The organism is Pseudomonas sp. P1_F7 (assembly GCF_056405655.1).
Map to the genome: position 1 here is coordinate 22,323 of NZ_JBFUBR010000026.1, position 19,220 is coordinate 41,542.

A 19,220-nucleotide genomic window follows, 5' to 3' on the forward strand; every position below is an offset into this window, starting at 1 on the left:
GGCCGGCGCAATGCAGCGCAGCGGACAATGTTTCAAAGAGAATTCGGAGCGAGTTATGGCAGGTCATTCCAAGTGGGCGAACATCAAGCACCGCAAAGAACGTCAGGATGCCAAGAGGGGCAAGATCTTCACCAAGTGGATTCGTGAGCTGACCGTCGCTGCCCGTCAGGGTGGTGGTGATCCAGGCTCCAATCCGCGCCTGCGCCTGGCCCTGGACAAGGCCCTGGGTGCCAACATGAGCCGCGATATCATCGATCGTGCTGTCGCCCGCGGTACCGGCGCTGCCGACACGGACGACGTGGTCGAGCTGACCTACGAAGGTTACGGCCCGGGCGGCGTGGCGGTGATGGTCGAATGCATGACCGACAACCGTAATCGCACCGCAGCCGCTGTTCGTCACGCGTTCAGCAAGTGCGGTGGTAATCTGGGGACTGACGGTTCGGTGGCCTATCTGTTCGAACGCAAGGGGCAGATCTCCTTTGCTGCCGGCGTTGACGAAGACGCACTGATGGAAGCGGCCATGGAAGCCGACGCCGATGACGTGGTGACCAACGAAGACGGTTCGATCGACGTTTTCACCTCGTTTGCCGGGTTCTATTCAGTGCGTAACGCACTGGAAGCGGCGGGCTTCAAAGGTGACGACGCGGAAATCGTCATGTTGCCGACCACCAGCGCCGAGCTCGATCTGGAAGGCGCCGAGAAAGTCCTCAAGCTGATCGACATGCTCGAGGACCTGGATGACGTGCAAAACGTCTATTCCAACGCGGAGATTCCGGAGTCGGTGGCCGCACAGCTCGGTTGATGGTCTCTTAAAAGATCGCAGGTTTCGGTTTGTGCTCTCTCTGTAGGAGCTGCCGAAGGCTGCGATCTTTTGATTTTCAGCGGTTTATTTGAATGATCGCAGCCTGCGGCAGCTCCTACCCGGCTATCCTCGGCTAACGGCGATCTCTCTTTGCAGGCGTTATGACTTTAATTCTTGGTATCGACCCCGGTTCGCGCATCACCGGTTACGGTGTGGTTCGTGATACCGGCCGTGGCTGTGAGTACGTCGCCTCCGGTTGTATCCGCACCGGTGCCGGCGAGCTGCATGAACGACTGCAGATTGTCTATCGCGGCGTGCGAGAGATCATTCAGACGTACCATCCGGTGACCATGGGCATCGAAAAGGTCTTCATGGCGCGTAACGCCGACTCCGCCCTGAAACTGGGGCAGGCCCGCGGTGCCGCCATTGTGGCGGGCGCGGAAGAAAACCTGGAAATTGCCGAATACTCCGCGACCCAGGTCAAGCAAGCGGTCGTCGGCACCGGTGCGGCCAACAAGGAGCAGGTGCAAATGATGGTCATGCACATGCTCAAGCTCACCAGCAAACCGCAGATCGATGCCTCGGATGCCCTGGCCATTGCCATCTGTCACGCTCATACCCGTTCCAGCCTGCTGCCCCATGGTCTGGGAGCTGCACGCAGTCGTGGCGGGCGCCTGCGTCTCTGATAGCATCAGCAATCATTTTCATGGGGTGGGGGCGTTTCGCCTGGATTGTCGGCGGTATTTCCTCGCTCTATCAGTCGCTGGCCCAGAGCTGGCCAACGCTCAAGGATTTGTAACGTGATTGGACGTTTGCGCGGCACCCTGGCTGAGAAGCAGCCTCCACATCTGATTCTGGATGTAAATGGCCTGGGCTATGAACTTGAAGTGCCCATGACGACCCTTTACCGCTTGCCGTCGGTCGGTGAGCCGCTAACCTTGCACACCCATTTGGTCGTGCGCGAAGACGCACAGTTGCTCTATGGTTTTGTCGGCAAGCGTGAGCGCGATTTTTTTCGCGAGTTGATCCGTCTCAATGGTGTCGGGCCGAAACTGGCGCTGGCCTTGATGTCGAGCCTGGAAGTCGACGAACTGGTTCGTTGCGTACAGTCACAGGACACGTCTGCGCTGACCAAGGTCCCGGGCGTCGGCAAGAAAACCGCCGAGCGCTTGCTGGTGGAGCTCAAGGATCGCTTCAAGGCCTGGGAAACCGTACCGGCCATGTTCGCCCTGGTGCCGAACCAGCCGGATGGGCCGGCCCCGGTGAACACTGCCGAGACTGACGCCGTCAGCGCCTTGATTTCCCTGGGCTACAAGCCCCAGGAAGCGAGCAAGGCGGTGTCTGCGATCAAGGAGAAAGATTTGAGCAGTGAAGACATGATCCGCCGCGCCTTGAAGGGAATGATCTAAGTGATTGAAGCTGATCGTCTGATCGCTGCCACGCACAGTCCGCGTGAGCGCGAAGAAGTCCAGGACCGCGCGATTCGCCCGGTCAGCCTGGCTGAATACATTGGTCAGCCGACCGTTCGCGAGCAGATGGAGTTGTTCATTCAAGCCGCTCGCGGTCGTAACGAGTCCCTGGATCACACGCTGATCTTCGGGCCGCCCGGCCTGGGCAAGACCACCCTCGCCAACATCATCGCCCAGGAAATGGGTGTGTCGATCAAGAGCACCTCGGGGCCGGTGCTGGAGCGCCCCGGTGACCTGGCGGCGCTGTTGACCAACCTTGAGCCTCACGATGTGCTGTTTATCGACGAAATCCATCGCCTGTCGCCCATCGTCGAAGAGGTGCTGTACCCGGCCATGGAGGATTTCCAGCTCGACATCATGATCGGCGAAGGCCCGGCCGCGCGTTCGATCAAGCTGGATTTGCCGCCGTTCACCCTGGTTGGCGCAACGACACGGGCGGGGATGCTGACCAATCCGTTGCGAGACCGTTTCGGGATTGTCCAGCGCCTGGAGTTCTACAACAACGCCGATCTGTCGACAATTGTCAGCCGCTCGGCAAGCATCCTCGGTTTGCCGCTGGACCCGGAAGGTGCATTCGAAATCGCCCGCCGTGCCCGTGGCACGCCACGGATCGCCAACCGCTTGCTGCGCCGGGTGCGCGATTTTGCCGAAGTTCGCGCCAAGGGCCACATCACCAAGCCGATTGCCGACCTGGCCCTGAACCTGCTGGACGTCGACGAGCGTGGCTTCGACCACCAGGACCGGCGTCTGTTGTTGACCATGATCGAGAAGTTCGACGGCGGGCCAGTCGGGGTCGACAGCCTGGCCGCCGCCATCAGCGAAGAGCGTCACACCATTGAAGACGTGCTGGAGCCTTACCTGATCCAGCAGGGCTATATCATGCGCACGCCACGGGGGCGGGTGGTGACGCGGCATGCCTACCTGCATTTCGGTTTAAACATTCCGTCACGATTGGGCGAAATGCCCGTGGTAGACGAGTTCCTCGATGCCGCTGACGATTAATTAACGTTGCGTGCTGATTTTTTCGGGCAATGTAGGGTCCCAGGACGGTACTTTCACGAGAAAGCCGCAGAACAATGAAAAACAGTTGCCATGCCGGATTGGCAACCTGAGGAGTAAGCACTAGAGTATGCGCGCGCAAAACGGGCTTGAGCCTTTCGCACATCGTTGTCGCGTTTATTACGAGGACACCGATGCGGGCGGCATCGTGTATTACGTTAATTACCTCAAGTTTATGGAACGGGCTCGAACCGAGCGGCTACGAGATCTGGGCTTTGCCCAATCGCAGCTTGCCGGTGAGGACCTGTTGTTCGTCGTGCATTCCAGCGAAGCGCGCTACCACGCGCCGGCGCGACTGGATGACGAACTGCTGGTAAGCGCTGAAGTAATCGAATTGAACCGTGCCAGCCTGCGCTTTAAACAGCAGGTCAGGCGGGCAACGGATAATGCACTGCTCTGCGAAGGGCAGTTTCTGGTGGCCTGTGTGCGCACCGACAGTTTGAAACCCCGGGCCATTCCCGAAGCTCTACGAGCGGCCTTTGCCGACGTGAGCGGCGCGGGTACACACTCAAAGCAGGAGATAAAGCGTGGAAGCTAACGTCGTCGACCATTCCTCCATGTGGAGCCTGGTCAGCAATGCCAGTATCGTGGTGCAACTGGTAATGCTGATCCTGGTAGCCGCATCGGTGACCTCGTGGATCATGATCTTTCAGCGCAGCAACCTGCTGCGCGCCGGTCGACGTGCCCTGGAGAGCTTCGAAGAGCGCTTCTGGTCGGGTATCGACCTGTCCAAACTGTACCGTCAGGCCGGCAGCAATCCGGACCCTGATTCGGGCGTCGAGCAAATCTTCCGTGCCGGTTTCAAGGAATTCTCCCGTCTGCGCCAGCAGCCTGGCGTTGACCCGGAAGCGGTCATGGAAGGCGTGGCCCGTGCCATGCGCGTTGCCATTTCCCGCGAAGAAGAAAAGCTCGAGCAGAGCCTGCCCTTCCTGGCCACTGTCGGTTCCGTCAGCCCGTACATCGGTCTGTTCGGTACGGTCTGGGGCATCATGAACTCCTTCCGCGGTCTGGCGACCGCCCAGCAAGCGACCCTGGCCACTGTGGCCCCGGGTATCGCCGAAGCACTGATCGCCACCGCGATCGGTCTGTTCGCCGCCATTCCAGCCGTTATCGCTTACAACCGTTTTGCTGCTCGCAGCGAAACCCTGCTGGGCCGCTACTACACCTTCGCCGACGAGTTCCAGGCGATCCTGCACCGCAAAGTGCACACCAGCGAAGAATAAGCAGGTAATTTCCAATGGCTTTAATCGCTCGAGCTCGCAAAAAGCGCAAGCCGGTCGCCGAGATGAACGTGGTGCCTTACATCGACGTGATGTTGGTGCTGCTTGTGATCTTCATGGTGACCGCGCCGATGCTCAATCAGGGCGTGAAAGTTGATCTGCCCAAGGTTTCCAGCGAAGCCTTGCCGCAGGACAACAACACCCAGGTCCTGACCATTTCCATCAAATCCGACAAGACCTACTACTGGAACCTTGGCAGCGAAGTCGACACCGAAAAGCAGCAGGATCGGGCCATGACCCTGCCGCAGATGACTGATGCGGTGACCAAGATCATTCGCGTCGGCAACGAAGGCGGCAAGCGTACCCAGGTCTTCATTCGCGGCGACAAGAGTGTCGATTACGGCTCCGTCATGGGGGCCATGGGCGGGTTGCAGAAAGCCGGGGTCGGTAATGTTGGCTTGATTACCGAGGCGCCCTGATGCAGCAACAGCGAGAGCCGTCCGCCTCGGAAAGCTACTTCTGGCCTAGTGTCTGGGCGATTGGCTTGCACGTGCTGGTGTTCGGCATGCTGTTCGTCAGCTTTGCCTTTACCCCGGAGCTGCCGCCGGCCAAGCCGATTGTCCAGGCGACCTTGTACCAGCTGAAATCGAAAAGTCGGGCGACCACCCAGACCAATCAGAAGATTGCCGGTGAAGCGCAGAAATCTGCTGCGCGTCAGACCGAAGTCGAGCAGATGGAACAGAAAAAGGTCGAGCAGGAAGCGGTGAAGGCTGCGGAACAAAAGAAAGAAGAGGCGGCTCAAAAGGCCGAAGAAGCCAAGAAGGCCGACGAGGCGAAGAAAGCGGACGAGGCGAAAAAGGCTGATGAAGCCAAGAAAGCCGACGATGCGAAGAAAACCGCGGAAGCCAAGAAGGCAGAAGAGAAACAATTGGCTGATATAGCCAAGAAGAAAGCTGAAGAAGAAGCCAAGAAGGCTGCTGAAGAAGAGGCCAAGAAAGCGGCCGCTGAAGAAGCCAAGAAAAAGATCGTCGAAGACGCGAAGAAGAAAGCCGCGGAAGACGCCAAGAAGAAAGCTGAAGCTGAAGAGGCGAAGAAGAAAGTCGCCGAGGAAGCGAAGAAGAAAGCTGCTGCCGATGCTGCGAAGAAGAAATCGCAGGACGCGGCACGTAAATCCGCCGAAGACAAAAAGGCCCAGGCCCTGGCAGATTTGCTTTCCGACACGCCGCAGCGTCAGCAGGCCTTGGCCGATGAGCAGGGCGACGAGGTCGCCGGCAGTTTCGATGATCTGATTCGTGCGCGTGCAGCGGAAGGCTGGGCTCGTCCACCTTCGGCACGCAAAGGCATGACGGTCGTGTTGCAAATCGGCATGTTGCCGGACGGTACGGTGACCTCGGTCAGCGTGTCCAGGTCCAGTGGCGACGGTCCGTTTGACGCATCGGCTGTTGCAGCGGTGAAGAATATTGGACGTTTGACAGAAATGCAGGGAATGAAGCCGAGTGATTTCGCTCCGTATCGTTCATTCAAGATGACATTCACACCTGAGGATCTAGCCTTGTGAGAAACCTTCTTCGAGGAATGCTGGTCGTTATCTGCTGCATGGCAGGGATGGCGATGGCAGATGAGAAAAACATTCTGGTTACCAGTGGTAGCGATCGGGCGACCCCGATCGCCGTAGTACCGTTCGGCTTCCAGGGCGGTAGCGTGCTGCCGGACGACATGGCGGAAATCATCGGTAACGACTTGCGCAACTCGGGTTACTACTCGCCGCTTCCAAAGCAGAACATGATCAGCCAGCCGAGCCAGGCCAGCGAAATCATCTTCCGTGACTTCAAGGCGCTGGGTGCCCAGTACGTCATGGTCGGCAGCATTGTTCCGGCGGGCGGTCGCCTGCAGGTGCAATACGCACTGTTCAACGTGGCCACCGAGCAGCAAGTGCTGACCGGCAGCGTGTCGGGCGGCGTCGATCAGTTGCGCGACATGGCGCACTACATCTCTGACCAGTCGTTCGAAAAACTCACGGGTATCAAGGGTGCCTTCTCGACTCGCCTGCTGTACGTAACGGCCGAGCGTTTCTCCGAGAACAACACTCGCTACACCCTGCAACGTTCGGACTATGACGGTGCTCGTGCCGTGACCCTGCTGCAGTCGCGCGAGCCGATCCTGTCGCCGCGTTTCGCACCGGATGGCAAGCGCATCGCTTATGTCTCCTTCGAGCAGAAGCGTCCACGCATTTTCATGCAAAACATCGACACCGGTCGCCGTGAGCAGATCACCAACTTCGAAGGCCTGAACGGTGCACCGGCCTGGTCGCCGGATGGCAATCGCCTGGCGTTCGTGCTGTCCAAAGACGGCAACCCGGACATCTATGTGATGAACCTGGGCTCGCGTCAGATCAGCCGTGTCACCAACGGTCCTGGCATCAACACCGAACCGTTCTGGGGCAAGGATGGCTCGACCATCTACTTCACCTCCGACCGTGGCGGTAAACCGCAGATCTACAAGACCAGTGCGGGTGGTGGCGGTGCCGAACGCGTGACTTTCGTCGGTAACTACAACGCCAACCCTAAACTGTCGGCTGATGAAAAGACGCTTGTCATGATTCACCGTCAGGATGGCTTCACCAATTTCAAGGTGGCGGCCCAGGATTTGCAGCGCGGTAGTGTAAAAATCCTCACTGATAGCACTCTGGACGAGTCGCCTACTGTCGCGCCCAACGGCACCATGGTAATCTACGCCACCCGCCAGCAGGGCCGGGGAGTCTTGATGCTCGTGTCCATCAATGGACGCGTAAGGCTCCCGCTTCCTACCGCACAAGGCGAAGTCAGAGAACCTTCCTGGTCCCCTTACCTGAACTGACGCGGCGCTATACGTTGTACTTAACACACTGGGGTTCATTAGGAGTTTCACGATGGAAATGCTGAAGTTTGGTAAATTTGCTGCGCTGGCACTGGCCATGGCTGTAGCTGTAGGTTGCTCGTCCAAAGGCGGCGACAATGCCGGTGAAGGCGCGGTAGATCCAAACGCTGGTTACGGCGCAAACACTGGTGCAGTTGACGGCTCCCTGAGCGAAGAAGCTGCACTGCGCGCTATCACCACTTTCTACTTCGAATACGACAGTTCGGACCTGAAGCCAGAAGCCATGCGCGCTCTGGACGTTCACGCCAAAGACCTGAAAGCAAACGGCGCTCGCGTTGTTCTGGAAGGCAACACCGACGAACGTGGTACTCGTGAGTACAACATGGCACTGGGCGAGCGTCGTGCGAAAGCCGTTCAGCGCTACCTGGTACTGCAAGGCGTTTCCCCAGCTCAGCTGGAACTGGTTTCCTACGGCGAAGAGCGTCCAGTTGCTACCGGCAACGACGAGCAGTCCTGGGCTCAAAACCGTCGCGTCGAACTGCGTAAGTAATTCGTCATGCGAACGTGCCGTCGTGCTGTAACTGTTCTGGCTCTCAGCCTCGCGCCACTGGCGGTGTGGGCTGCGGTTCCTGTGGTCGATAATGACTCTGGCTATAACAATAGCGGGAGCAGTTATCCGCCTGCAGGTTACGGTACGAACGGCGCCTATGCCGGGGGAGGGGTTTCGGCCCCTGTCTCGGCACAGGGCGAGCTGTTCAACCAACTGCAATCAATGCAGCAACAGATCGAGCGCCAGCAGGGTGCGATTGAAGTTCTGCAAAATGATGTAGCGCGCATGAAGCAGGAAAACCTGGAGCGATACCAGGATCTTGATCGGCGCATAGGAACCGGCGTTGCACCAGCCGCGACTCCTCAAAATTCTTCCACCGGTGGTGATTTGAATGCCGCTGGTGCAGCAGCAGGTGCAGCAGTTGGCGCGGCCGCCGCTCAAGCGCCTGCCGCGGGTAGCGAGCCGGCAGATCCGGCGAAGGAAAAGCTCTATTACGATGCTGCCTTCGACCTGATCAAGGCCAAGGATTTCGACAAGGCCAGCCAGGCTTTTGCCGCTTTTCTGCGCAAATACCCGAACAGCCAGTACGCGGGCAACGCCCAATACTGGTTGGGCGAAGTGAACCTGGCCAAAGGCGATCTGCAAGGTGCAGGTCAGGCATTTGCCAAGGTTTCGCAGCTGTATCCCAAGCACGCCAAAGTGCCGGACTCGCTGTACAAGCTTGCTGATGTAGAGCGTCGCCTGGGTCATACCGACCGGGTCAAAGGCATTCTGCAGCAGGTGGTGTCCCAATATCCGGGCACTTCCGCCGCTCAGTTGGCCCAGCGCGATCTGCAGAAAATGTAAGCCTGCTTGAGCCGTTTCAAAGAAACCCGCGCTTGTCGCGGGTTTTTTCGTTAGAATTCACGCCCTTTTTATGAAACACGCTTTTTGGGATCTGCGCATTGCCGGGGTTCCTTGAAGTGCCTGACGGAGGCGGACAGCCTGTTTAGCTGTTACGCCCGTGGCGACTATGCAAGACACATTGAGAATCACCGAAGTTTTCTACTCGTTGCAGGGTGAAACGCGGACTGCCGGGCTGCCCACTGTTTTTGTGCGCCTGACCGGTTGCCCTCTGCGTTGCCAATACTGCGACAGCGCCTACGCGTTCACAGGCGGAACCATTCGCACCYTCGACGACATCCTCGAGCAGGTCGCCGGTTTCCGTCCGCGATACGTCTGCGTCACGGGCGGCGAGCCCCTGGCGCAACCCAACGCCATTCCCTTGCTCAAGCGCTTGTGTGACGCCGGTTACGAAGTGTCACTGGAAACCAGTGGTTCTATTGATATCTCGGCAGTAGATTCCCGGGTCAGTCGCGTTGTCGACCTGAAAACCCCGGGTTCGAAGGAAGCACACCGCAATCGCTACGAAAACATTGAGCTGCTCACGCCCAACGATCAGGTGAAGTTTGTCATCTGCTCGCGGGAGGACTATGACTGGTCCGTTTCCAAACTGATCCAGTACGGTCTGGACAAGCGCGCCGGCGAAGTCCTGTTCTCGCCAAGTCACCATGATCTCAATGCTCGGGACCTGGCGGACTGGGTGGTGGCGGACAACCTGCCAGTGCGTTTGCAATTGCAGCTGCATAAATATCTATGGAATGACGAGCCGGGGCGCTGAAATGACTGAACAACTCAATACTGCTGAAAAACGTGCGGTCATCCTGCTGTCCGGTGGCCTGGACTCGGCGACCGTCGTGGCCATGGCGCGCGCTGAAGGCTACAGCTGCTACACCATGAGCTTCGATTACGGTCAGCGCTCTCACGCCGAACTGTACGCCGCCGAGCGTGTGGCGCGGGACCTGGGTGTGGTCGAGCACAAGGTGATCGGTCTGAACCTGAATGGCATGGGCGGCTCCGCGCTGACCGACAGCAGCATCGATATTCCGGAAGAGTTGGGTGAAGGCATTCCGGTGACGTATGTGCCTGCGCGTAACACGGTGTTCCTGTCCCTGGCCCTGGGCTGGGCAGAGGTACTTGGCGCACGGGACATCTTCATCGGCGTCAATGCGGTGGATTATTCCGGTTACCCGGACTGCCGTCCCGAGTTCATCGAGTCGTTCGAGCGCATGGCCAACCTGGCAACCAAGGCCGGCGTGGAAGGCAATGGCTTCCGCATTCAGGCACCTCTGCAAAACCTCAGCAAGGCGCAGATCGTCCAGGAGGGCGTGAAGCTTGGCGTGAACTACGGACTGACCGTTTCCTGCTATCAGGCCGACGATAAGGGTCGTGCATGCGGCAAGTGCGACAGCTGCCGACTGCGTGCAGAAGGCTTTGCGGCGGCCGGAATCAGCGATCCAACCCCTTATTTTTGATTTATTTCAAAATAGGTGTTGAATAGTCCTTAAAAATCAGTATTATACGCGCCACCACACAGCGGGTCGTTAGCTCAGTTGGTAGAGCAGTTGGCTTTTAACCAATTGGTCGTAGGTTCGAATCCCACACGACCCACCATTTTTGGCGGTTTAGAAAATCCGGAAGGCCCACGCAAGTGAGGATTTCCGGGTTTTTTTTTGCCCGCAATTCAAGTCCGCTTCGCTGCGGGCTGCTGCGCATGACGCAGGTCAGAATCACCTTTTGCATCCGTCGGATATTCTGTAGCCTTGCGCAGCTTCAACACTGTCCGTGCCTGATGAATACTCACTTTCCCGGCGGTACCCTGACGGGTCCGGAGCCGGGTGTATACTCGACTTTCGCGCGAATGCGCTTGCAGGTCTTGCGAACATGACGCAAATTTCCGAACGCCTTCTGGTTCAAGCCCACCTCGACGCCAAACAGCCCAAGCCGCTGACCGCCGATGAAGAGGCTTATTACCGTGCTGCCATCGCTGCCGAGCTCAAGGCTCAGGACGCGGTGCTGGTGGCCCACTTCTATTGTGACCCTGTCATTCAGGCGCTGGCCGAAGAGACGGGTGGTTGTGTCTCCGACTCGCTTGAAATGGCCCGTTTCGGCAACGCCCATCCGGCCAAGACCGTGGTCGTCGCCGGCGTGAAGTTCATGGGTGAGACAGCCAAGATCCTCAACCCGGAAAAACGCGTGCTGATGCCGACGCTCGAAGCGACCTGTTCGCTCGACCTGGGTTGCCCTGTGGACGAGTTTTCCGCGTTCTGCGATCAACACCCGGAGCGCACGGTGGTGGTGTACGCCAACACGTCGGCTGCGGTAAAGGCCCGAGCGGATTGGGTGGTGACTTCAAGCTGTGCGCTGGAGATTGTCGAGAGCCTGATGGACAACGGCGAGACCATCATCTGGGGGCCGGACAAGCACCTGGGGACCTACATCCAGCGCCAGACCGGTGCCGACATGCTGCTGTGGGACGGTGCCTGCATCGTTCACGAAGAGTTCAAGTCCAAGCAGCTTGAAGACATGAAGGCGCTGTACCCGGATGCAGCGATTCTGGTGCACCCGGAGTCGCCGACATCGGTGATCGAACTGGCCGACGCAGTGGGCTCCACCAGTCAGTTGATCGCGGCGGCACAGAGCCTGCCGAACAAGACGCTGATCGTCGCAACCGACCGCGGCATCTTCTACAAGATGCAGCAGCTGTGCCCGGACAAGGTCTTTATCGAAGCCCCTACGGCGGGTAACGGCGCGGCGTGCCGCAGTTGTGCACATTGCCCGTGGATGGCCATGAACACCCTTGAGCGCACGCTGAAGGCGTTGAAGGAGGGGGCGAACGAGATCTTTGTCGACCCGGCGCTGATTCCTCAGGCGATCCGGCCGCTCAAGCGCATGCTTGATTTCACCCAGGCGGCGCGGATGAAACTGGCCGGTAACGCTTAAAGGCCAGAAAGCAAAAGATCGCAGCCTTCGGCAGCTCCTACAGGTGTAAACGAAACCCTGTAGGAGCTGCCGAAGGCTGCGATCTTTTTTGTGGGCGTTACTTGGTCTTCTTCGGAATCCGCACCAGCCGGGTGTTGGAATACATGTCATGCCAGCTGCGTTTCTGCTTGTCGAACAGCGACCAGAAGAATCCCAGGCCAACGCATAGCAGCGAGGCAATCGACACCACAAAGCGCAGCAGCGCCTGCCACAGGCTGATGGACGAGCCATCGGCATTCTGCACGCGGATGCACCAGACCTGCATGCCCAGCGTCTGACCGGACCAGGTCCAGAATTTGGCGAAGAAGCCGAACAGTACGAACAACAGCACTGTGGAGAGCAGCGGATCGCCGTCCAGCGCACCCGCTTCGGTGAGGGTGCGCATCCTTTCTTCGCCGATGATCGCCATCTGGATCATCTTGTAGATGCCGCTGGTGACGATCAGCAGGGCGGTGCACAGCAGGAAATCATAGAACATGGCTGCCAGGCGACGACCCAGGCCAGCGGCAGGAAAGTCGCCCTGGGGAGTAAGCAGGTGTTTCGACATGGCAGGCTCTCGGCGAAAAAAGAAGCCATTTTACGGATTTACGCGCACAAAAAAGCCCCTGATGTCAGCATCAGGGGCTTTTTCGTTACAGAAGATTAGGCTTCTGCTTGTACTTCGTCAGCCTGCATGCCTTTCTGGCCCTGCACGGCGATGAAAGTCACTTTCTGGCCTTCTTTCAGGCTCTTGAAGCCGTTGCCCTGGATGGCGCGGAAATGCACGAACAGATCCGGACCGCTTTCAGGAGTGATAAAACCAAAACCTTTCTCGTCGTTAAACCACTTGACGGTACCGCTCTGACGTTGGGACATTTCTTATTTCCTTTGACGCAAAAAATTAATGACAGTCTCCTTCTCATGAAAGAGTACTGGGGCTGGTTGCAGGAGAGTAAGAAGACGTCGAACGGGATGTAGCTAACTTGTAGGCTACTGCCCAGGTCACGATTCCAAGCGACCCATGCAAACACAGTGAACAAACTCTACGCCAACTACGGGAGAAAAAACAAGCCCTGTGAGAGCCCCGTATTTCCTCAGGTTGATGGCAAAGTAAGTCCACTAGTGCGGCCTTATTCGCTAGCCTTGTTCAAATGTTTTCGATCGTTATAAGCAAAGTTCATAATCGAAGCTTAGAGCCAAACAATGCACTATTTTATGGCGGTTGCGTTACACATTAGTGCACAGTTAACGCAACCGCGTTACTTATAGGAACATTCAATCAGCCGCGATAGTAGCGTTGTGGAACAAATGGCATTTTGCTTACAAGCAAAGGCACCTTTTTCCCACGAACAATCGCCCAAACCGGTGTGTCCAGTGCGATGTAGGCGCTGTCGACATAACCCATGGCCAGCGGACCGCCCAGGGTCGGCCCGAAACCGCCGCTGCAGACGCTACCGATGATGTCGCCGGATTCGTTGACGATCTCGGCGCCTTCACGCACGGGTGTACGTTCCTGTGGTAGCAGACCCACACGTTTGCGGTTCACGCCTGCCTGTTGCTGAGCGAATACGGTTTCGGCGCCTGGGAAGCCGCCGGCCCGTGCGCCATCAGCGCGACGTGGCTTGGAGATCGCCCACAGCAGGCTTGCTTCGATCGGGCTGGTGTCGGTGTTCATGTCGTGGCCGTACAGGCACAGGCCGGCTTCCAGGCGCAGGGAGTCACGAGCGCCAAGGCCGATGGCGGCCACTTCGGCTTCAGCGAGCAGTGCACGAGCCAGGGCTTCGGCGTTGGCGGCGGGTACGGAAATTTCGAAACCGTCTTCACCGGTGTAGCCCGAACGGCTGGCAAAGCAGTCCACGCCCAGCAGATTCACGCGGGCGAACTGCATGAAGGTCATCTTTGCAACTGTAGGTGCCAGGCGTGCCAGCACGGTTACGGCAGCCGGGCCTTGCAGGGCAAGCAGGGCGCGTTCTTCGAACAGCGGCTCGATCGTGCACTGGTCGCCAATGTGCTTGCGCAGGTGGGCCAGGTCCTGGTCCTTGCAGGCGGCGTTGACCACCAGGAACAGTTCGTCATTGCCCAGGTTGGCGACCATCAGGTCGTCGAGAATGCCGCCGGTCTCGTTAGTGAACATGGCGTAGCGCTGCATGCCCACCGGCAGGTCGACGATGTCCACCGGCACCAGGGTTTCCAGGGCCTTGGCGGCATTGGCGCCGGTCAGGCGGATCTGGCCCATGTGCGAGACATCGAACAGCCCGGCCTGTTCGCGGGTGTGCTGGTGTTCTTTCATTACGCCCAGCGGGTACTGCACGGGCATGTCGTAGCCGGCGAACGGCACCATGCGTGCGCCGAGTTCGATGTGCAGTGCGTGCAACGGGGTTTTCAACAGTTGTTCGGTGGACATATTCAGCTCCTGAAGAAGGGTGCAGATGAGCGCGCATCAGCACTCGATAATGTTGACCGCCAAACCGCCACGGGCGGTTTCCTTGTATTTGCTTTTCATGTCGGCGCCGGTCTGGCGCATGGTGCGGATGACCTTGTCGAGGGAGACGAAGTGTTGCCCGTCGCCACGCAAGGCCATACGCACGGCATTGATGGCCTTGACCGAACCCATGGCGTTGCGCTCGATGCAAGGCACTTGCACCAGCCCGCCAATCGGGTCGCAGGTCAGCCCGAGGTTGTGTTCCATGCCGATTTCCGCGGCGTTCTCCACTTGTTGCACAGTGCCGCCAAGGACTTCGCACAAGGCACCGGCGGCCATCGAGCAGGCGACGCCGACTTCGCCCTGGCAGCCGACTTCGGCGCCGGAGATCGAGGCGTTTTCCTTGTACAGAATGCCGATGGCCGCGGCAGTGAGCAGAAAACGCACCACGCCGTCGTCATTCGAGCCGGGGATAAAGCGCATGTAGTAGTGCAACACCGCCGGAATGATCCCCGCTGCACCGTTGGTGGGCGCGGTCACGACGCGCCCGCCGTTGGCGTTCTCCTCGTTGACCGCCAGCGCGTAGAGATTGACCCAGTCCAGCACCGACAACGGGTCGCGCAACGACGATTCCGGGTTCTTGCACAACTGCCGATGCAGTGCGGCGGCCCGGCGTTTGACCTTCAGCCCGCCGGGCAGGATGCCTTCATTACGGCATCCGGCGGCGACGCAGTCCTGCATCACCTGCCAGATTTTCAGCAGGCCGGCGCGGGTTTCCGCTTCCGGGCGCCAGGCGCTTTCGTTGGTCAGCATCACCTGGCTGATCGACAGCCCGTATTTGACGCAATGACCGAGAAGGTCCTTGGCGCTTTTGAACGGAAAGGTCAGGGGCGTGGCGTCTTCGACGATGCGATCGGCGCCGGCGGCGTCTTCATCGACCACAAAACCGCCGCCGACCGAGTAGTACTCACGGCTGCGGATCTGCAGGCCCGCCGCGTCAAAGGCGCGAAAAATCATGCCATTGGGGTGATAGGCCAACGGTTTGCGAATCATCGCCAGGTGTTCTTTCTCGTTGAACGCAATGCTGTGTTCGCCGAGCAGGTTCAAGCGTGCGTTGCTGCGGATTTCTTGCAGACGCGCCGCGACGGTTTCGGTGTCTACGGTGTCCGGGTGCTCGCCTTCCAGGCCAAGTAGCACAGCCTTGTCACTGCCGTGGCCTTTGCCGGTGGCGCCGAGCGAGCCGTACAGTTCGACTTTGACGCAGGTGGTTGCCGACAGCAGCCCTTCACGGCGCAGGCCTTCGACGAAACGCGCAGCGGCGCGCATCGGGCCGACAGTGTGGGAGCTGGAGGGGCCGATGCCAATCTTGAACAGGTCGAACACGCTTAACGACATGGTGGTTCTCCGGTTTCTTGTTATAGGAATTCACGGAACATAAGACTTGGCACAGATCCCTGTGGGAGCGAGCTTGCTCGCGATGACGGACTGACATTCACCAGAGATGTTGATTGAAAGACCGCTATCGCGAGCAAGCTCGCTCCCACAGGGTTGTGGGGTGTTCTGGAAATTGGGGGCGGATCAATCCGCCCCCTCATTTGTTTAAGCGTAGCTTTCGATCGACGGGCAAGCGCAGACCAGGTTGCGGTCGCCAAACACGTTGTCGACGCGACCGACCGGTGGCCAGTACTTGCCTTCGATCAGCGACGCAACCGGGTACACCGCTTGCTCACGGCTGTACGGGTGAGACCACTCGCCGACCAGTTCCTTGGCGGTGTGCGGGGCGTTTTTCAGCGGGTTGTCGTCCTTGTCCAGGGTGCCGTTTTCCACTGCGCGGATTTCTTCGCGGATGCGGATCATGGCGTCGCAGAAACGGTCCAGTTCTTCTTTGGATTCGCTTTCGGTCGGCTCGATCATCAGCGTGCCGGCCACCGGGAACGACATGGTCGGCGCGTGGAAGCCGAAGTCGATCAGGCGCTTGGCGACGTCATCGACGCTGATGCCGCTGCTGTCTTTCAGTGGACGCAGGTCGAGGATGCACTCATGCGCCACCAGGCCGTTGCTGCCGGTGTAGAGCACTGGGTAGTGCTCTTCGAGGCGACGGGAGATGTAGTTGGCATTGAGGATCGCCAGTTGCGAAGCACGCTTGAGGCCCGCGCCACCCATCATACGAATGTACATCCAGGTGATCGGCAGAATGCTCGCGCTGCCGAACGGTGCCGCGCAAACGGCGCCTTGCTTGCGTTCCATCTGCGCGTGGCCCGGCAGGAATGGCGCCAGGTGCGATTTCACACCGATCGGGCCGACGCCCGGACCGCCACCGCCGTGGGGGATGCAGAAGGTTTTGTGCAGGTTCAGGTGCGACACGTCGCCGCCAAACTTGCCCGGTGCACACAGGCCGACCATGGCGTTCATGTTGGCGCCGTCGATGTACACCTGGCCGCCGTTGTCATGAACGATGCCGCAGATTTCGCGGATGCCTTCTTCGAACACGCCGTGGGTCGACGGGTAAGTGATCATCAGTGCGGCGAGGTGTTCGCGGTGCTCGATGGCCTTGGCGCGCAGGTCTTCGATGTCGACGTTGCCACGGGCATCGCAAGCGGTGACGACCACGCGCATGCCGGCCATTTGTGCAGTGGCCGGGTTGGTGCCGTGGGCCGACGACGGGATCAGGCAGATGTCGCGACGGTCTTCGCCACGGCTCTGGTGGTAGGCACGAATCGCCAGCAGGCCGGCGTATTCGCCCTGGGAACCGGCGTTAGGTTGCAGCGAAACCGAGTCGTAGCCGGTGGCAGCGCAAAGCATGGCTTCCAGTTCGTCGGTCAGTTGCTGGTAGCCGGTGCTTTGCTCGGCCGGGGCGAATGGGTGCAGGGCGCCGAACTCGGCCCAGGTCACCGGGATCATTTCGCTGGCGGCGTTGAGTTTCATGGTGCACGAACCCAGCGGGATCATGGTGCGGTCCAGCGCCAGGTCCTTGTCTGCCAGTTTGCGCAGGTAGCGCATCAGCTCGGTTTCCGAGTGATAGCGGTTGAACACCGGGTGGCTGAGGATCGGCGACTGACGCACCAGCGTGGCCGGGATGGCGCTGACGACCGAGGCGGCGAGGGCGGCGAAGTCCGGCAGGGCCTTGCCGTCGGACAGCAGGCTCCACAGGGCTTCAACGTCAGCCTGAGTGGTGGTTTCGTCCAGGGACAGGCCCAGGCGCTCGCCATCGACCACGCGCAGGTTGATGCGCTGGGCGTGTGCCTTGTCGTGCAGGGCGGTGGTTTGCGCGCCGGTCTTCACGGTCAGGGTGTCGAAGAAGCTCGCTTGCTCGACGCTCAGGCCCAATGCGCTCAAGCCTTTGGCCAGGATTGCAGTCAGGTGATGGATGCGATTGGCGATCTGCGTCAGTCCTTTCGGACCGTGGTACACGGCGTACATGCTGGCGATGTTGGCCAGCAGTACTTGCGCGGTGCAGATGTTGCTGGTGGCTTTCTCGCGACGGATGTGTTGCTCGCGGGTCTGCATGGCCAGGCGCAGGGCCGGGTTACCGAAACGGTCTACGGAAACACCGACCAGGCGGCCCGGCATGTCACGCTTGAACGCATCCTTGGTGGAGAAGTACGCCGCGTGCGGGCCACCGAAGCCCAGCGGTACGCCGAAGCGCTGTGCACTGCCGATGGCCACGTCGGCGCCGAATTCGCCCGGGGCGGTCAGCACGGTCAGGGCCAGCAGGTCGGCAGCCACGGCAACGAGGGCGTTGGCGGCGTGGAAGCGTTCGGTCAGCTCGCGGTAATCGAACACGTCACCGTTGCTTGCCGGGTATTGCAGCAGTGCGCCGAAGAATGGCGTCACGTCAGTCAGCTCGCGCTCGTCGCCAACCACCACGTCGATGCCCAGAGGCTCGGCACGGGTGCGCAGTACGTCGAGGGTTTGCGGATGGCAATGCACGGAGGCGAAGAAGGCGTGGCTGCCCTTGTTCTTGCTCAGGCGTTTGCAGAAGGTCATGGCTTCGGCAGCCGCGGTGGCTTCGTCCAGCAGCGAGGCGTTGGCAATCGGCAGGCCGGTCAGGTCGCTGATCAGGGTCTGGAAGTTCAGCAGCGCTTCGAGACGGCCCTGGGAGATTTCTGGCTGGTACGGGGTGTAGGCGGTGTACCAGGCCGGGTTTTCCAGCAGGTTGCGCAGGATCGGCGACGGCGTGTGGGTGCCGTAGTAGCCCTGGCCGATGTAGGTCTTGAACAGCTGGTTTTTAGTCGCGATGGACTTGATCAAGGCCAGGGCATCGGCTTCGCTCAAGCCGTCTTCCAGGCCGAGCACACTGGTGCCTTTGATGCTGTCGGGAATCACGCTGGCGCTCAGGGCTTCCAGGGAGTCGAAACCGAGGCTGTTGAGCATGGCTTGCTCGTCACCGGCGCGCGGGCCGATATGACGGGCAATGAATTCGTTGGCGGTGGTCAGATTCACTTGGGTCATGTCAGTGCTCCTCAGGCTTCGGCTTGGGCTTTGATCAGGCGGTCGTAGGCGTCCTGATCCAGCAGTTGGGCGACTGCCGAGGCGTCGCTTGGCTGGAAGCGGAAGAACCAGCCTTCGCCCAGCGGATCTTCGTTGACCAGTTCAGGGCTGCTGTCCAGCGCCGGGTTCACTTCCAGCACTTCGCCGTCCAGTGGCATGTACACGCCGCTTGCAGCCTTGACCGATTCCACGGTGGCAGCTTCGGCGCCTTTGTCGTAGGACTGCAGCTCAGGCAGTTGAACGAAAACCACGTCGCCCAGGGCGTTCTGTGCGAAAGCGGTGATGCCGACCGTGACGCTGCCGTCTGCTTCGGTGCGCAGCCATTCGTGATCTTCAGTAAAACGCAACTCGCTCATGGAAACTCCTAAGGGGCCAGACTCGTCTGGTGGACGCGATTGAATACTTGGGCGATGCCCGGGTTATGAGGAGTACATAGCAAGAACGCGGCCAATGTTGTTTTTATTGTTATTGATCAATGATTTAGGTGGTTTCGACAAACGCTGAAAATCAA

20 protein-coding genes and 1 tRNA gene are annotated in these 19,220 nt (G+C 59.4%); 15 read left to right on the top strand and 6 right to left on the bottom strand.

The features are described from left to right. The first annotated feature begins 55 nt into the window (after positions 1 to 55). The 15 genes from AC1D1M_RS28675 (at position 56) to nadA (ending at position 11,778) form a co-directional block, all read left to right on the top strand. Positions 56 to 802 carry a YebC/PmpR family DNA-binding transcriptional regulator gene (locus tag AC1D1M_RS28675; RefSeq protein WP_007995641.1) on the top strand — a complete coding sequence of 249 codons (747 nt, stop codon included), beginning with the start codon at positions 56 to 58 and terminating at the stop codon, positions 800 to 802. Between the two features lie 161 nt (positions 803 to 963). Further along, positions 964 to 1,488, top strand: coding sequence for a crossover junction endodeoxyribonuclease RuvC (gene ruvC, locus AC1D1M_RS28680; RefSeq protein WP_046042207.1), 525 nt, complete (start codon positions 964 to 966; stop codon positions 1,486 to 1,488). 114 nt (positions 1,489 to 1,602) lie between these two features. Further along, positions 1,603 to 2,211: a Holliday junction branch migration protein RuvA gene (gene ruvA / locus AC1D1M_RS28685; RefSeq protein WP_008052450.1), complete on the top strand. Its 609-nt coding sequence runs from the start codon at positions 1,603 to 1,605 to the stop codon at positions 2,209 to 2,211. Further along, on the top strand, positions 2,212 to 3,273 hold the full coding sequence (gene ruvB / locus AC1D1M_RS28690) for a Holliday junction branch migration DNA helicase RuvB (protein ID WP_008015800.1): 1,062 nt from the start codon (positions 2,212 to 2,214) through the stop codon (positions 3,271 to 3,273). Between the two features lie 127 nt (positions 3,274 to 3,400). After that, positions 3,401 to 3,868: a tol-pal system-associated acyl-CoA thioesterase gene (ybgC, locus tag AC1D1M_RS28695; protein ID WP_085714501.1), complete on the top strand. Its 468-nt coding sequence runs from the start codon at positions 3,401 to 3,403 to the stop codon at positions 3,866 to 3,868. Beyond that, positions 3,858 to 4,553: a protein TolQ gene (gene tolQ, locus AC1D1M_RS28700; protein WP_008147369.1), complete on the top strand. Its 696-nt coding sequence runs from the start codon at positions 3,858 to 3,860 to the stop codon at positions 4,551 to 4,553. The genes ybgC and tolQ overlap by 11 nt, the downstream gene beginning before the upstream one ends. Positions 4,554 to 4,576: 23 nt before the next feature. Further along, positions 4,577 to 5,029, top strand: coding sequence for a protein TolR (gene tolR / locus AC1D1M_RS28705; protein WP_162135951.1), 453 nt, complete (start codon positions 4,577 to 4,579; stop codon positions 5,027 to 5,029). Next, a complete protein-coding gene (gene tolA, locus AC1D1M_RS28710) occupies positions 5,029 to 6,108 on the top strand; it encodes a cell envelope integrity protein TolA (RefSeq protein WP_223459484.1) in 1,080 nt (359 codons plus the stop codon). Before tolR ends, tolA begins: the two co-directional genes overlap by 1 nt. A gap of 17 nt (positions 6,109 to 6,125) precedes the next feature. Then, positions 6,126 to 7,406 (top strand): Tol-Pal system beta propeller repeat protein TolB, encoded by a 1,281-nt coding sequence (tolB, locus tag AC1D1M_RS28715; protein WP_167362903.1) that lies wholly within the window; start codon positions 6,126 to 6,128, stop codon positions 7,404 to 7,406. 52 nt (positions 7,407 to 7,458) lie between these two features. Then, positions 7,459 to 7,956: a peptidoglycan-associated lipoprotein Pal gene (pal, locus tag AC1D1M_RS28720; RefSeq protein ID WP_003178634.1), complete on the top strand. Its 498-nt coding sequence runs from the start codon at positions 7,459 to 7,461 to the stop codon at positions 7,954 to 7,956. 6 nt (positions 7,957 to 7,962) lie between these two features. Next, a complete protein-coding gene (gene ybgF, locus AC1D1M_RS28725) occupies positions 7,963 to 8,802 on the top strand; it encodes a tol-pal system protein YbgF (protein WP_477778298.1) in 840 nt (279 codons plus the stop codon). A gap of 166 nt (positions 8,803 to 8,968) precedes the next feature. Further along, complete coding sequence (queE, locus tag AC1D1M_RS28730) at positions 8,969 to 9,616, top strand: 7-carboxy-7-deazaguanine synthase QueE (protein WP_477778299.1); 648 nt, start codon at positions 8,969 to 8,971, stop codon at positions 9,614 to 9,616. 1 nt (position 9,617) lies between these two features. Beyond that, the gene (queC, locus tag AC1D1M_RS28735) at positions 9,618 to 10,310 is read left to right on the top strand and encodes a 7-cyano-7-deazaguanine synthase QueC (RefSeq protein ID WP_477778300.1); all 693 of its coding nucleotides are present in this window, start codon (positions 9,618 to 9,620) and stop codon (positions 10,308 to 10,310) included. A 63-nt stretch (positions 10,311 to 10,373) separates the two neighbouring features. After that, positions 10,374 to 10,449, top strand: a tRNA-Lys gene (locus tag AC1D1M_RS28740). A gap of 270 nt (positions 10,450 to 10,719) precedes the next feature. Then, positions 10,720 to 11,778, top strand: coding sequence for a quinolinate synthase NadA (nadA, locus tag AC1D1M_RS28745; RefSeq protein WP_007995624.1), 1,059 nt, complete (start codon positions 10,720 to 10,722; stop codon positions 11,776 to 11,778). 97 nt (positions 11,779 to 11,875) lie between these two features. Here the strand turns inward: nadA and AC1D1M_RS28750 are convergent, their stop codons facing one another. From AC1D1M_RS28750 to gcvH, 6 genes are all read right to left on the bottom strand, one after another. Then, positions 11,876 to 12,364, bottom strand: coding sequence for an RDD family protein (locus AC1D1M_RS28750; RefSeq protein WP_008047369.1), 489 nt, complete (start codon positions 12,362 to 12,364; stop codon positions 11,876 to 11,878). A 95-nt stretch (positions 12,365 to 12,459) separates the two neighbouring features. Beyond that, complete coding sequence (locus tag AC1D1M_RS28755; RefSeq protein WP_007977299.1) at positions 12,460 to 12,672, bottom strand: cold-shock protein; 213 nt, start codon at positions 12,670 to 12,672, stop codon at positions 12,460 to 12,462. Between the two features lie 403 nt (positions 12,673 to 13,075). After that, the gene (gene gcvT / locus AC1D1M_RS28760) at positions 13,076 to 14,200 is read right to left on the bottom strand and encodes a glycine cleavage system aminomethyltransferase GcvT (RefSeq protein WP_477778301.1); all 1,125 of its coding nucleotides are present in this window, start codon (positions 14,198 to 14,200) and stop codon (positions 13,076 to 13,078) included. 36 nt (positions 14,201 to 14,236) lie between these two features. After that, positions 14,237 to 15,613, bottom strand: coding sequence for an L-serine ammonia-lyase (locus tag AC1D1M_RS28765; protein ID WP_477778302.1), 1,377 nt, complete (start codon positions 15,611 to 15,613; stop codon positions 14,237 to 14,239). Positions 15,614 to 15,817: 204 nt separating this feature from the next. Next, positions 15,818 to 18,670, bottom strand: coding sequence for an aminomethyl-transferring glycine dehydrogenase (gene gcvP / locus AC1D1M_RS28770; protein WP_477778303.1), 2,853 nt, complete (start codon positions 18,668 to 18,670; stop codon positions 15,818 to 15,820). An 11-nt stretch (positions 18,671 to 18,681) separates the two neighbouring features. After that, positions 18,682 to 19,065, bottom strand: coding sequence for a glycine cleavage system protein GcvH (gene gcvH / locus AC1D1M_RS28775; protein ID WP_008047373.1), 384 nt, complete (start codon positions 19,063 to 19,065; stop codon positions 18,682 to 18,684). Between the last annotated feature and the right edge of the window lie 155 nt (positions 19,066 to 19,220).